The organism is Flagellimonas maritima, from assembly GCF_003269425.1.
In the GTDB taxonomy this organism is placed as follows: Bacteria; Bacteroidota; Bacteroidia; order Flavobacteriales; family Flavobacteriaceae; genus Flagellimonas; species Flagellimonas maritima.
Genome location: NZ_CP030104.1, coordinates 1,742,011 through 1,755,620, shown reverse-complemented (window position 1 = coordinate 1,755,620; position 13,610 = coordinate 1,742,011). Strand labels below are relative to the sequence as shown.

Genomic DNA, 13,610 nt, shown 5'->3' with positions numbered 1-13,610 from the left:
TGTTTTCTAGGGTTTTGGGGTTAATATATGTTCTTTGTATGATTCTAGATTTTTATGTACTTGGATAATCTTGTAATTATCGGATAAAACTACAAAATTCTCATCTTTAATGCGGTAGTCCTTATTCTTTTTTAAAAGTTCGGTATAACCCAATGCAAAATCTTTCGATTTAAAACCATGTACTACCACAAACTGGTCTTCGAGACTATAAATGTCCTTGGAAACAATGTTTTTATAATTTAAGTCCTTAATTGATTCTTCCAATCGTTCTTTAAGTTCAAGGGCTTTTTCATTGTCTTGAATCTTGAAAGGGAAAACCACTTTCCAATTTCCCGCTCCTGTACTTCCGGTTTCCAGTGAAAAATCTTTTGCTTGCAATTTTGGCAGCTGACTTGCAATGATCTGTTCAGCTTTTTTCCCTTCCAGATTGTTGGGATACGTCAATGCTACATAGTTTAAAGCTTCTTTAAAAGATTCAAAGCCTTCTAGCCGACCGATTGCGTTCGCTTTTAACATTTCAAATTTAGGCACTATAGGGTCTCCCGTAAATCTATTGATGTAAAGTTGGGATTTCGTTATTACTTCTAAATATTCCTGTTGTTGGTACTGTTTGTACAAAGCGGCATACCTAGCATCTGGGCTATCCGTGTTTCCTTCAAGAACAGCTTGGGGATTTAAAAGAATTTCGGCATAGCGCGTATTCGGGTGGTTTATTATGATGTCTTGTTTAGCATTTAGTGCCAGAGGACTGCCCGTCTCTTCGTAAATTTTGAACAAATTATATTTTGAAGGTAAAATCAATCGTTCCTCGGGATTTGAGGCGAGCACTTTTTCAAGCTTTTCAGCCGCCAACATGTTATCCTTAAATTTCTCCTTATAGATCAGGCCCAATTGATAGTTGGCAAAGTTCCTTTCTGCACTTAGGCTATCGATAATTGCAACATCTTTGGGAACTTGTTCCAAATAAAAGTCCAGCGAGTATTTTTGTTCTTCCGTTATTTCTTGCGCGGCTTGACCATTGGCCAAAATTTCTTGTGCCGTCGCCTCAGAAGGCAGTGCCCTATTTTTGTTACTCCATCGCCAATCATCTTCAAGTTCACGATTTCCCCATCTGGTCTTGAAATCGTTCTTGCCATAGCCAAGACTCGTTACATTGTAAAAATAGAATTTGCCTTTGTTCTCTTTGCCCCCTTTAGATTCCGCAAAAGCTGCAAAGCCTGCCGTAGTCCTTTTTAATTCTTTTTCCGCTGCAGCTTCTTCCTGTCTTTTTAATTCAGCTATATATTCTTCAAAATAAGAGGTTCTTTCTGCTTCGGGCATTTCATAAATAGTTATTACGCTATCTGTATATTGAACAATGTCCTCATATTTGATTACGTCTTCAAGATTGTCCAACTTTTTTTTAATTCTCCGGTATTTTAAAGTATTCTCTTTGAGGTTGGTCAATGTGCTATCATAGTAGGCTCCCGAGACTTTATATTGATCTTGGTCAAAATTGTAGTCAGCTAAACTTTGGTAATTGAGTGCGCTTAATTTACGCTCGCCCAGGTTTGCTCTAAGTGATTTATTATAGTAAACTATTGCCAAACTATCTGCTCCATTGGCCAAATGGTATTGCGCAATTTCCCTGTATATCTTATCTAAAAAAGGTCTGTTTTCCCTATTCTCTTCCAAGTCTGTTAGATACTCCAGTAATTCTTCTTTGTTGGAATCGGTAATTTCGGTGTTTTGGATTTTCTTTAAATGCGAATTTATCATATAGACCCTTGGCGATTTTCTATTTAGTGCAATTACTTTGTCAAAAGCGTAATTTGCACTGTCCTTGAAGCCCAATTGGTTGTACAATTGTCCTATAATAAATAGATAACGCCCCCTTTCTGGATTTTTCTTGGTGTAGGCCTGCGCTATTTTCAGTTTTTGGATCGCGGTATCCAAAACTTTCAAATTAATAAAGCTTTGGGCCAGAACAGCATTGGCATCTGCATATTCTTGGTCTTTAAGCGTTTCAAACTTAAAAAGCCTTTTTAGGTTTTTAATTGCCAATTCTGGATTGTCCAAACGCATATTGGTTTTTTCCCTCCAAATGGTAGCTTCGTTCAGTTTGTTGCTCTCGGTATATTTTCTAAGAATGTAATTGAAAGATTCCAGGGCGGGAATGTACCGTTGATCAAAATATCGTGCTTTTCCTAATAAAAGAAAGGCCTCGTCGGTTTGGGGATTTCGTTCCTCATCCTCAATATCCATACTGTGCTTCTGGATAGCCTTTGTGGCTTTTTCCTCCGCTATTATAAAGTTCGGGTTATTATCCTCAGAGTCCAGCTTTATCTGTTCCGTTACTTCCAAACGTTCTACGGGCAGCACTTCCCAATAGTCATCCCTGTAACTTGTGTTCAACTCCTCACGACCTGCTTCAAAAGCTATATTGCCATTATACAAGGTGTTGTATTTGGTATTTAACGCATGCCAATTGCGATTGATGAACTTGTCCTTTTTGGTGGAGCATGAATTAAATGCCAGGCCTAAAAAAACAAATACTGTAATAAGAGTGTATTGAAGCTTCAAAGTTCTAGGTAATCATGTTTATTCTTAACTTAAAAACAGTCAGAATATTATACAGTTCATCGGTAAAATGCAATAATTTTTCCAAGCTTCAAAATCATTAACACAAAAGTGGTTCTACCATGCAGTAGGGCGTTCAAAATTTACCCTGCTCCGATTGTATTTTGACTTATAGGCCACTGGAGAAATCCCAGCATATTTTTTGAACACCGTTCTAAAGGCTTTTTGGTCCATATACCCAACTTGGTACATTACCTCATTTACATTTTGTTCTGTAGATTCCAAACTACGCTTTGCAGCTTCTATCTTTACTCTCTGAATGTACTCTGAGGGCGTGTTTTGGGTAGCCTTTTTAAACCTGCGCACAAAGTTTCTGCTACTTATGGCATATTTTTTTGCCAATTTTTCCACAGATATCCTTTCTTTGATATTGTGCTCTATATATTTCTGTACTTCCTTTATAGTAGCATCATCATGATCTTTTTGTCCTTGAAAAATAGCAAACTGATTCTGATTCTCACGATCAATATCTATTTCAAAAAACTTTGAGATATAAATAGCTGTGGGTCTACCACAATGCTTTTCCACCAAATGAAGCATTAGATTTAAAAAAGAGTACGCTCCACCGCTCGAATAGACCCCATCTTGGTCCGTAACTATTCTATTAGAGACTAAATTGACCTGGGGAAACATCATTCTGAACATATCCATTGCCGCCCAATGGGTCGCGCACTGCTTTCTGTCCACAAGCCCTGTTTGGGCAAGTACAAACGCCCCAATGCACATGCTACCGACTTCCGCTCCATATTGGTTTCTTTGTCGAAGAATCCAAGGTACAAAATCCATGTTTTGCTCTAAGTCCTCTACCAATTTGTCTGGTCTAAGCGCTGGTATTAAGATCAGATCGGTTTTTTCTATATCATGAATAGTGTCGCTACAATGAACACTGAACAAACCATTGTATAGCGAACAGTTCTTTTTCAAACCTACTAAATGAATTTCAAAAAAATCTTCGCCTACCATCCCCGTATGCTTTAAATAGCTATTTGCGGCCATTAATACTTTAAGAGGACCGACTATGCTGCTCAGAATTGCATCTCCTCTGGGAACCAAAATACTTACATGTTTCATTTTCAATACCTTTAAATATGGTAAATGTACTTGTAAAACTTGGCGCAATCAACCCTTAAAAGTGTCTTATCCGCCCTCTTTTTGGGTTTGCTCCTTTTGTAGCTTTGAATTATGGAGTTTGATAAGTTCAAAGAAATCAGGAATCACCTATGTTCTAAACATCTACATGTGACCGAAGGAAAAATGATGAGTTCCCCCGCAATCCACTATAACAATAAGGTTTTTGCTTTTTTTTCCAGAAAGCATAAAATGGTATTTAAATTGGGGAAGCACTTTAAGGTCGATCAAATCAATGTTGAACTTAGGGAATTTAATCCTTTTAAAAATAAAGGTCCTTTATCCGGTTGGTATGAAGTGGATTTTGCGGAAAAAGAGGCTTGGGAGGAATTAGCCGAACTGGCGTTGAGCATAGCCAAGGAAAATTCTTGAAGATTTTGTCCAAATAAAATCAATTGAATCGTCTTACAAAAAATAAACCTTAAAATTTACTGAATGATTAGCGAAGCATATAGTTCTTTTTTCGTGGAATTAGCCAAAAACAACAACAAAGAATGGTTTCATGCCAACAAAAAAAGATATGAAAATGATGTTAAAATCCCATTCTTGAGGCTTTTGGACGCTATACTCCCTACACTAAAGCAATGGGAAAATAAAATTGATGAGGATTCAAAAAAAGCTTTGTTTCGTATCAATAGGGACATTCGGTTTTCCAAGGATAAATCATTATATAATACAATAATGAAAGCTGGGTTTTCGTCAGGGGGCAAGAAATCAGAATTACCTGGGTTTTATTTAGGCATTGATGCTGAAAACGTTCATGTAGGTGGAGGGCTTTTTATGGTAGGTACGCCAGAATTAAAAAGGATTAGATATAAGATTGCAGAGAAACCTGAAGCTTTGTTGGCTATTGTACAAGAACATGATTTTGTCCAAAACTTCGGAAAATTAAAAGGAGACAAAGCTAAGCGATTAGATAAGGAATTAATGGTCGCAGCTAAAAAGACGGATTTGGTATTTAACAAGCAATTCTATGCAATGGCAGAATTTCCTTTGGCCTCTTTTTACGATTCTGAAAATCTGGTAGAAGAAGTTTTAGATCATTTTAGAGTCATTCGACCTTTGAACACCTATTTAAACCAGGCGTTAGCCTAGTAAAGTTTATTTATTAATCACAAAAAACAAACACATGACAACACAAGAAGTAGCAGACAAATTGGTAAGCCTTTGCAGGGAAGGTAAGTACAATGAAGCTTATGGCCTTTATGCTAAAGATGCGGTAAGCCTTGAAATGCCCGGTGTGCCAAACGAAAAAACCGAAGGATTGGATAACATTTTAAAAGGTTTTGAACAATGGGCAAACAATATCCAAGAGGCCCATGGGGGTACTGTTGGTGAACCCGTGGTAATGGGCAATCATTTTGTGGTACCCATGACCAGCGATGTCACATTTAAACAAGGTGGCAGGGTGAATATGGAAGAACTATCCATGTATCAGGTAGAAAATGGAAAAATTAAAAAAGCACAGTTCTTTTATGATCCTTCAGTAATGTCTTAGATGTCTTGATATCAATTCAATAATTAGAGGCTGTTTAAATAGTACGTACTGATTGAGATTGAGCCTATTGAAATTTTAACCGATAGATGCTCGATGTTCATTTTGTTGGGGTCAACCTTACAAATCCAACAACTGTATAATTTTTAGATAGCCTCTTTTACCCCCCAAAGAAAGTTTCCAGTTCTTCAAGTGTTTCAGTGGAGGTTTTAATGTCCTTTACGATCTCCCCTTTGTTCAACACCACGATACGCTCGCAAACTTCGGTGACATGGATCAAATCGTGGCTTGAGACCAATACGGTTACATTCTCCTTGGTTGCCAATTCCTTAATGATACTCTTTAAGCGTATTTGGGTCGTGGGGTCCAAATTTGCAAAAGGCTCATCTAAAATTACCACTTCTGGATTTCCAATAAAGGAAGCAATAATACCCGCTTTTTTCTGGTTTCCTTTGGATAGGTCTCTCAGGTACTTTTTTTGCCCTAAGATCTCACCGTGAAAAAAATCTTCAAAACTGGCCAGCAAAGCATCAACATCAGCCTTGTTTCTGCCCCGTAACTCTCCAATAAAATAGAAATATTCTTCTGGGGTCAAATATCCTATCAGAAATGTTTCATCAATAAAGGCAGAGGTAAAAGGTTTCCAGTCTTCACTAGTATTAACCTGTACCTCATTATTTATGATATGGCCCGTAGTTGGCTGAATCAAATCCAAGAGGAGGCTAAAAAAAGTGGTCTTCCCTGCACCGTTGTTTCCCACCAAACCAAAACTTTGTCCTTTCGGGATTTCCAACGCTTCAATTTTTAGAACGGTCTGGCTACCGTAAGTTTTTGAGAGAGTATTTACTGTTATCATATATTGTAATTTGAATGGTCATTTTAACTATAGAAAGGTCATTTCAGCTATGCTCAATGACCCTATTGTAAAAATGATTTGATTATCCTTTTTGTTTGTACGCCGCAAGTGTTTTATATTTTTCCTTTTTGTAAATTCTTTCGATCAGTTCAAAAACCTTATTCTTAAATACAAAGCCCAAAATTCCTGAGAGTGCGACCAAAAGATAACCGGTGATCGGATTCACCAAGTAGTATCCTATCGCAAAAATGATAAGGGGCAAAACCAATTTAGGTATGGTCAATAGCAGTGTTTTGGCATTGAACGCCTGCTTGTCCCCAAAGGCTTTCTTGTTTGATGTCAGATCAATGGGTGTTTTAATGTAGGCCCCTCCCCAAAGGACCAAATATGAGTTGACACCAATATTATAAATAGCCCCGACAATAATTGCCAAATAGGCCTGCCAACCTGCTATAAAAATGTAAAAAGCACAAAGTATGGTACTAACTAAGGTCGCTATAATGATTAGGTACCATTTTGAATCGAGATATTCGCGGTATCGGATATTCTGGCTCATCATCAGTGGATAGTAAGAGCTGTCCCAACTTGGCACAAACTGCCCAAAACTGAATAAAAATCCTCCCGAACAAAAAATGCCGGCGAAAATGCCCCAAACCGGACCTTGATAGGTCTCTACTGCTCCCGTAAAAAACAATAGCCCATAGAACATAAAGGCAAAACTCATAATAACCGAAGTTTTGGAACGTTTATTTCGTTTGATCAACTTGATGTCATTTTTGAGGAAAGTTCCAAGATTACCAAATCGGTTCAGCCAATCCAGGTTTTCTGTTTTAGCTTCTGATTTTTTTGTGGCCAGACCCGCATCCAAGTACATATTCTTTTTAAAATAATTGAAAGAGAATCCAAAGAGGCCCAACAACAATGCCCATGGGATTATGGCCGACACAGGAATATCATACAACTTATCGAACAATGGGCCTGTATACGCGGTAATATCAAACCACCCATTGTATTGTGAAGCACCTAAAACAAAGAAAATTCCAGCAATGAAATAGAATATATTATTTTTATTGTTGACCAATACGTTGATAAAGTTATTGCAGTAAATCAATGCCATAAGTCCTAAATGCCATCCCAAAATATTTGTAATGCCATAATCTTTTGTCAACAATACAATGCTAAAGGGTACAAAAAAGAAAGCATGCGACCAGTTGAAAAAGGATACTATGGTTTTTCCCAAGGAATAATATACCACTTGACTTTTTTTAAAAGGTAAGTACAGCAATGGTTTAATGTTGGTTACAGGCATTTTCTGCAACATATATCTAAAAACCATATCAAAAGCCAAATAATAAATCATAAACTGATTGACCACCCGTAACGGATCTCCCAAACCTAAATCTTCGATAATAAAATAGGAACCTACTCCCAGACTTAAAAAAACACCGATAAAATATAATGCCCCAAAGGCCATTAAAATTTTAAACCAGATTTCTGTTTTGAAGGAAGCGGACCTAAAAAAGGATTTCCACTGAAGGTTGATGAAGTGTTTGAACATATAGTTGGCTTTTGTTCGCTTGGTTAGTAACTAAAGTAATCGTTTTGTTACAAATCAAGTGCTTTTTTTAAAATTCAACCTTCAAAATCGATCGAATCCGTAATTTTGCAAAAAAATTGATAGTTCATGAGTGATTTTCACGCATTAAAAATTGCCGCGGTTGATTCCCTAACACCAAATTCAGTAGCACTCACTTTAGAAATTCCAGAAAATCTAAAAGACACATTTGTCTTTACCGCTGGGCAGTATATTACACTCAAACATCAAGTAAACGGTGAAGAAGTACGTAGGGCATACTCTATATCCTCCGCGCCATCATCGGGAAAACTTACGGTAGGAATAAAGAAAGTACCAAAAGGTACATTCTCCGTTTATGCCAATGAACACATGACCAGTGGCGATGTCATAGAGGTAATGCCGCCCGAAGGCCGCTTTATTTTTGAAAAATCCGAAACTACAGAGCACGTTATGGCATTTGCTGCGGGTAGCGGGATCACTCCTATCATGAGCATTGCCCAAACAGTATTGGAAAGTAATGCTAAAAACACTTTTGTTCTTGTTTTTGGAAATCAAACTCCAGACGAGACCATGTATCGTAATGCTTTATTGCAATTACAGGAAAAATATGCCGAACGGTTTTTTATTCAATGGGTTTACAGTCGTTCTTCTGAACCGGATTGTCTATTTGGCCGTATAGAGACTTCAACGGTCAACCTTATCACTAAAAATAAATTTAAGGATATAACTTTTAATGCATTTTACCTGTGCGGGCCCGAAGAGATGATTGCCGCAGTATCCGATACGTTGAAAAACAATGGCATATCCGAAGAAAAAATCTTTTTTGAGCTTTTTACAAGTACCGAAGCTGAAGATACGTTGGCCGAAGATTTAGAGGGAAAAACCAAAGTTGAGGTTCTGGTCGATGATGAAACTTTTTCCATAGTCATGGACAAAAAAGAATTGGTCCTTGATGCCGTTCTCGAGGAAAATATAGATGCTCCCTATTCATGCCAAGGCGGTGTTTGCAGTAGTTGTATTGCGAGGGTGACGGAAGGTAAAGCGGAAATGGTCAAAAATCAGATTTTGACGGATGGTGAAGTGGCCGAAGGATTGATCTTAACTTGTCAAGCACATCCAACTACTTCTACCTTAAAGATAGATTATGATGATGTCTGATTCTTAATTGAAATATATAAATGGAAGATTAAAAACGGGAATACTACAATTTTCATTTCAACTTTTCCATTTTCAATTCTTTTTCAATAGCCATACTACCGGCATCATAACCGATGGTATAAGCTTTTTCAATACCTTTTTTGTCAAAAACACCAATAGATTCCAGTTCTTTTGGTTCAATGGTTAAATCGCAAGTATTTATTTTTTTATGGTTAGTAGCATAAATCATTAATCCAGTAACCCTTCCAGCTAACTGAAAGGAGTTTTTTAAGTGTTTTTTTTCAAGTACCCCAGCTATGGAAACATTACTGCCAATAATAAAATCCGCTTCGGTATCCACATATTCCTTGGGGAAATTGTTCATGATACCTCCATCGGCATAAAGGGTTCCCATTATTTCAACGGGACTAAAGACGGGTGTCAATGCAGCGGAAGCTAAAAGCGGTTTAATCAATTCTCCTTTGGAAAACGCTTTTTCCCTACCTTCTAGCAAATCGGTGGCGACCACATGTAGTGGTTTTTCCAAACTTTCAAAAGAATTTTTGGGAAAATAGCTTTTGAAGAGGTTAAAGTATCGTTCCGTATCTATAAATCCAGGTTTCCTTATTGCGAAAAAATTATATTGAAACAGTGGCGTCTGCTTAAAGAACTCCAACATGTCTCTTTCAGAATTTCCGTTGGCATATAGAGCGCCAACCAGAGCACCTACACTTGACCCTGCAATAACACTTGCCTCCATATCAAATTCTCGCATTGCTTTTATAAGGCCTATATGTGCCATACCACGGATTCCGCCTCCTGAAAGTACCAAACCAATACGTTTTGCCCCAGCAATGTCAATTCCCATGATTTATAGCGATTTAAAGCATCGTAAAATTAGTTCCTTATGGCCAAAGCTAGCAATTTTAGCGTGTTTTTTTAGACAATATTACCGACTGCCCGGTCTGTAACACATTCGGATGGGAGAAATTTTTACCATACAACGAACACTTATTATTTTTAATCTATGAAATTGTAACGTATTGATTTTCAAAACCGACCAAGCAGTCGGATTGTTAACAATGAAGATTATCCATAAAAGATGTAATCAATAATACCGGTCTTCGACCTAACTTAGTAGACATTTATGTTGTATGTTTATAGTATAGGCGATAAATCTTGAAGAATACTTTCCAAAGAGAAACAGCAGTTTTGATATTCGCGAATTCCGCTGAAGTGGATTGTCGCGAAAAAGTGACTATTGCGAATTTGGATGTATTCAATGCCCTCACCGAACATACGCTTAGGATCGTTAAGGATTCGCGATTACCTTTTTTTCATTATACCGAAAAAGAACAACAGGGAACTTCATTCGGCGAACGTTTTTCAAATGCCATTAAAGCGATATTTGAAAAAGGGTATGAAAATATCATAACTGTCGGCAATGATAGTCCACAGCTGAAAACCTCCCATATTCTTGAAGCCGAACAACAGTTACAATTAGGAAAAACCGTTCTTGGGCCTACGCTGGATGGCGGATTTTACTTAATGGGACTTCATTGTTCCAATTTTGACCCTCATCTTTTTAAAAAATTACCTTGGCAACGTTTCGGTCTCTTCAATAAAATATCAAAACTAATCGCCTGCCAAGATTCCCATTTGTTCAGGCTTCCCATATTGCACGACCTTGATAATCGAGAGGATGTAAGAACTTTGTTGAAGTTTTCCAAAACGCTTACCAGCTCCTTTCTTAAAATTGCAAGGGAGATGCTCAAGGAACATGTCCGTATTGCATCAAACTGCATTGAATTTTTTAGGACATATACTATCCCTGTTTTTTATAACAAAGGCTCACCTTTTTCATTTTCCCGAGCATAGCTTAAGGGTTATAAAAGCAACTTATATAAATACCTATAAGTATTTTTACTGTCTGTTCTTGTTTATCCTTAAGATAAGAGCTATTCCTTTAAATGCATACTCTTCAGACATAGCTAATCTTCTATGTTGAATAGCCTACTATAGAAATACCAAAGCAATACACACAAAACAACTTAAAAACAACAAAATGGCGGATTCATATTATGACCCAAAAGATTTAAGAAAATTTGGAAAAATTACTGAATGGAGCGAAGAGCTCGGAACAAAATTCTTCGATTATTATGGTAAGGTTTTCGAGGAAGGTGCACTAAGTGCCAGAGAAAAGTCTTTAATCGCACTGGCCGTAGCACATGTAGTAAAATGTCCTTATTGTATAGACGCCTATACCAAGGACGGGCTACAAAAGGGCGTTACCAAAGAAGAAATGATGGAGGCCGTTCATGTTGGCGCCGCTATTGAAAGTGGTGCTACTTTGGTGCATGGCGTACAGATGATGAACAAGTATGATAAATTGTCGATGTGATCGATAGAACGCTGCGCTCTTAGATTTAAGACCGCTTCGCTATTAAATGTTAGATTAGAGTGCAGTATAGAGTTTATAGTTGCAGCTGGCAATTTTTAAAACCCAACCAAAACTGATGCTGAATGCGTAATGTACAAAAGAGAAAATCAATTTAATTGTTGTTCATAGCAAGTTGGCGGGAAATACCTGGCAACAAGCAACGAACAACGAACAACAAAAAAATGGCTACGAAATCATTAAAAGCTAAAGGGGAGGATTTAGCACAAGTAAACAAACAACTGGAAATCCTAAATGGTGGAATTTTTGCCGATGGGGAACTTCCATTTTTTAAGGATAAAATTGCCGAGATAGGGCATTTTCCGCTTAGGCCCAAGAAATTGGAGATTCTACAGATCAACGTTGGCTATATGTGCAACCAGGTCTGTGAACATTGCCATGTGGATGCAGGGCCGGACCGCAAGGAAATAATGACGCGGGAAACCATTATACAATGCCTTGAGGTCATCAAAAATACAGGAGCGCATACGTTGGATCTTACCGGCGGTGCTCCGGAGATGAACCCGGATTTTCGCTGGTTTGTGGAGGAAGCGGCCAAGGCAGGCATCAAGGATTTTATAGTCCGTTCCAATTTGACCATCATCCGTGCGAACAAAAAATATTACGATCTGCCCGATTTCTTTAAAAAATATAATATACATGTGATTTCATCCATGCCACACTATACGCGGGGCAAAACGGATAAGCAACGTGGGGACGGAGTTTTTGATAAGTCCATAAAAGCATTGCAAGAACTCAATGCGAGAGGCTACGGAATGCCCTGTAGTAATTTACGTTTAGATCTGGTCTATAATCCTTCCGGAGCTTACTTGCCCGGAGATCAAATGGCTATGGAAAAAGATTTTAAAAAGGCATTGTACGAAGATTTTGGGATTCAGTTCCATAATCTCTTTGCCATTACAAACTTGCCCATTGCACGTTTTCTGGACTATCTTATCGCCTCTGAAAATTATGAGGATTATATGTATGCCTTGGTGGAAGCCTATAATCCTGCTGCGGTAGCCAATGTCATGTGTACCAATACCATTTCCATTAGTTGGGACGGCTGGTTGTACGATTGCGATTTTAACCAAATGCTCGACCTAAAGGTCGCCAGCAAGGTAAAGCACATAAAGGATTATAACGAGGACATTCTAAACGATAGGGATATCATTATTTCACAGCATTGTTACGGTTGTACCGCTGGAGCGGGAAGTAGTTGTCAGGGGACGGTGGCATAGTTTGTAAAAGTAATTTAGAAATTAGGGTTGCACTTATCGATTAGGATATGCTCCGTCTCAATGAAGTGTCGTCCGATACTGAAACAAGTTAAGCACGGGTAAGTGAAGTTCGGGAATTTTGGTTAAAACGAAAGGGTATTGATTTGAATAGCCTTGTAGGAGTTACAAACTCCTGCCAGCGATGGGATGTAGACAATAGACTTTACTTTTGTATATAATTGACTTAATCGTCAGCTGGTGTGTGTTTTGTTATATTTCAATGATTGCTTCAATTTCAAAACCTAGTGGTTAAGTGACCTCTTAAGTAATCTAATTCTTGTCTGGATTTCTAGCAAACCCTCAAACTGGGTTTCAAGACTTTTAGTCATTGAGAGTATGGTACTTTTTGTTAGTTCTGGATTTCTAATTTTATCAAACAACTTATCTGATAAGTTTACAACGTGGGCTTCTTTGATTTCTGTTAAAAAGTTTTGGAAAGTGACATCTTGAAATATGAAGTCATTTGCTGCATTAGCCTTATTAATGTAATCTTCTAATTCCCGTTGTACCTCCTGAGACAGTTTTTGGTTAGACTTAAATTGTAATTTTAAATGGTTTAGTTCCTCGGTTGGCTTCGAGAAAAAGGTGTATTTAAAAGTAAGGCATGCTATTGCTAGTCCTAAAACTCCAATGATTATTTCCATTCAATATTTTTTTGGAAGTTCTTTCAACGGCTAGGGATTCTTATTCATTAAAACGAATCATTTATGAAGTTCGGAAATTTAATATAATAGCTACTCTTTATTCTTATCATTTATCAACTTTATTGCCAATTGGTGTTTTCCCTGTTATACTTCAATGGCATCAGAATTTTGGTTAAAACGAAAGGGTATTGGTTGGAATAGCCTTTCACGAGTTACAAACTTCCGCCAGCGGGGGTATGCTAATTTAATTACCTATACTATTAAATCGACAATCTTTTTTTACACATGTTCTTAATCCTATAAATCAGTCCTTTAAACCGACCACTAAGTCGGTTAGCAGTTTGGTTCAGCTAATTTTCGGCTGGTTTTATACTTTTCACCGATTTTTATCACAACTACGACCTTAATTCTATAGGTAGCCCAAATTCCGTAAGATCT

At 37.6% G+C, this 13,610-nt stretch carries 13 protein-coding genes; 7 read left to right on the top strand and 6 right to left on the bottom strand.

Annotated features, from left to right (window positions below; genetic code table 11):
* Positions 1-6: 6 nt before the first annotated feature.
* On the bottom strand, positions 7-2,562 hold the full coding sequence (gene porW, locus HME9304_RS07715) for a type IX secretion system periplasmic lipoprotein PorW/SprE (RefSeq protein ID WP_112378038.1): 2,556 nt from the start codon (positions 2,560-2,562) through the stop codon (positions 7-9).
* A 114-nt stretch (positions 2,563-2,676) separates the two neighbouring features.
* Positions 2,677-3,690, bottom strand: a complete 1,014-nt coding sequence (locus tag HME9304_RS07710; RefSeq protein ID WP_112378037.1) for a GlxA family transcriptional regulator — start codon at positions 3,688-3,690, stop codon at positions 2,677-2,679.
* 111 nt (positions 3,691-3,801) lie between these two features.
* Between HME9304_RS07710 and HME9304_RS07705 the strand changes: the two genes are divergently transcribed.
* The 3 genes from HME9304_RS07705 to HME9304_RS07695 all read left to right on the top strand — a co-directional run bounded on the left by HME9304_RS07705 (position 3,802) and on the right by HME9304_RS07695 (position 5,245).
* On the top strand, positions 3,802-4,119 hold the full coding sequence (locus HME9304_RS07705) for a hypothetical protein (RefSeq protein WP_112378036.1): 318 nt from the start codon (positions 3,802-3,804) through the stop codon (positions 4,117-4,119).
* Positions 4,120-4,182: 63 nt separating this feature from the next.
* On the top strand, positions 4,183-4,842 hold the full coding sequence (locus HME9304_RS07700; RefSeq protein ID WP_112378035.1) for a DUF2461 domain-containing protein: 660 nt from the start codon (positions 4,183-4,185) through the stop codon (positions 4,840-4,842).
* A gap of 34 nt (positions 4,843-4,876) precedes the next feature.
* Positions 4,877-5,245, top strand: coding sequence for a nuclear transport factor 2 family protein (locus HME9304_RS07695; protein WP_112378034.1), 369 nt, complete (start codon positions 4,877-4,879; stop codon positions 5,243-5,245).
* Positions 5,246-5,402: 157 nt separating this feature from the next.
* Here the strand turns inward: HME9304_RS07695 and HME9304_RS07690 are convergent, their stop codons facing one another.
* A complete protein-coding gene (locus HME9304_RS07690; RefSeq protein WP_112378033.1) occupies positions 5,403-6,098 on the bottom strand; it encodes an ABC transporter ATP-binding protein in 696 nt (231 codons plus the stop codon).
* A gap of 82 nt (positions 6,099-6,180) precedes the next feature.
* Positions 6,181-7,656, bottom strand: a complete 1,476-nt coding sequence (locus HME9304_RS07685) for a DUF5687 family protein (RefSeq protein ID WP_112378032.1) — start codon at positions 7,654-7,656, stop codon at positions 6,181-6,183.
* A 126-nt stretch (positions 7,657-7,782) separates the two neighbouring features.
* On the opposite strand from HME9304_RS07685, the gene HME9304_RS07680 reads away from it, so the two are divergent.
* Positions 7,783-8,832, top strand: coding sequence for a ferredoxin--NADP reductase (locus HME9304_RS07680; protein WP_112378031.1), 1,050 nt, complete (start codon positions 7,783-7,785; stop codon positions 8,830-8,832).
* A 52-nt stretch (positions 8,833-8,884) separates the two neighbouring features.
* Here HME9304_RS07680 and HME9304_RS07675 read toward each other — a convergent pair whose 3' ends face one another.
* Complete coding sequence (locus HME9304_RS07675) at positions 8,885-9,679, bottom strand: patatin-like phospholipase family protein (protein ID WP_112378030.1); 795 nt, start codon at positions 9,677-9,679, stop codon at positions 8,885-8,887.
* A 311-nt stretch (positions 9,680-9,990) separates the two neighbouring features.
* Between HME9304_RS07675 and HME9304_RS07670 the strand changes: the two genes are divergently transcribed.
* The 3 genes from HME9304_RS07670 (at position 9,991) to arsS (ending at position 12,489) form a co-directional block, all read left to right on the top strand.
* Positions 9,991-10,689, top strand: a complete 699-nt coding sequence (locus HME9304_RS07670; protein WP_164674802.1) for a TIGR04282 family arsenosugar biosynthesis glycosyltransferase — start codon at positions 9,991-9,993, stop codon at positions 10,687-10,689.
* A gap of 187 nt (positions 10,690-10,876) precedes the next feature.
* Positions 10,877-11,212 (top strand): arsenosugar biosynthesis-associated peroxidase-like protein, encoded by a 336-nt coding sequence (locus HME9304_RS07665; protein ID WP_112378028.1) that lies wholly within the window; start codon positions 10,877-10,879, stop codon positions 11,210-11,212.
* Between the two features lie 221 nt (positions 11,213-11,433).
* On the top strand, positions 11,434-12,489 hold the full coding sequence (gene arsS, locus HME9304_RS07660; RefSeq protein WP_112379761.1) for an arsenosugar biosynthesis radical SAM (seleno)protein ArsS: 1,056 nt from the start codon (positions 11,434-11,436) through the stop codon (positions 12,487-12,489).
* Between the two features lie 281 nt (positions 12,490-12,770).
* Here arsS and HME9304_RS07655 read toward each other — a convergent pair whose 3' ends face one another.
* Positions 12,771-13,172, bottom strand: coding sequence for a hypothetical protein (locus HME9304_RS07655; protein ID WP_112378027.1), 402 nt, complete (start codon positions 13,170-13,172; stop codon positions 12,771-12,773).
* Positions 13,173-13,610: the final 438 nt, after the last annotated feature.

Coding starts and splice junctions, on each gene's coding strand:
- HME9304_RS07695 (WP_112378034.1), top strand. CDS start 4,877: ATGACAACACAAGAAGTAGCAGACAAATTGGTAAGCCTTTGCAGGGAA.
- HME9304_RS07705 (WP_112378036.1), top strand. CDS start 3,802: ATGGAGTTTGATAAGTTCAAAGAAATCAGGAATCACCTATGTTCTAAA.
- HME9304_RS07655 (WP_112378027.1), bottom strand. CDS start 13,172: ATGGAAATAATCATTGGAGTTTTAGGACTAGCAATAGCATGCCTTACT.
- HME9304_RS07710 (WP_112378037.1), bottom strand. CDS start 3,690: ATGAAACATGTAAGTATTTTGGTTCCCAGAGGAGATGCAATTCTGAGC.
- HME9304_RS07665 (WP_112378028.1), top strand. CDS start 10,877: ATGGCGGATTCATATTATGACCCAAAAGATTTAAGAAAATTTGGAAAA.
- HME9304_RS07675 (WP_112378030.1), bottom strand. CDS start 9,679: ATGGGAATTGACATTGCTGGGGCAAAACGTATTGGTTTGGTACTTTCA.
- HME9304_RS07690 (WP_112378033.1), bottom strand. CDS start 6,098: ATGATAACAGTAAATACTCTCTCAAAAACTTACGGTAGCCAGACCGTT.
- arsS (WP_112379761.1), top strand. CDS start 11,434: ATGGCTACGAAATCATTAAAAGCTAAAGGGGAGGATTTAGCACAAGTA.
- HME9304_RS07700 (WP_112378035.1), top strand. CDS start 4,183: ATGATTAGCGAAGCATATAGTTCTTTTTTCGTGGAATTAGCCAAAAAC.
- HME9304_RS07680 (WP_112378031.1), top strand. CDS start 7,783: ATGAGTGATTTTCACGCATTAAAAATTGCCGCGGTTGATTCCCTAACA.
- HME9304_RS07685 (WP_112378032.1), bottom strand. CDS start 7,656: ATGTTCAAACACTTCATCAACCTTCAGTGGAAATCCTTTTTTAGGTCC.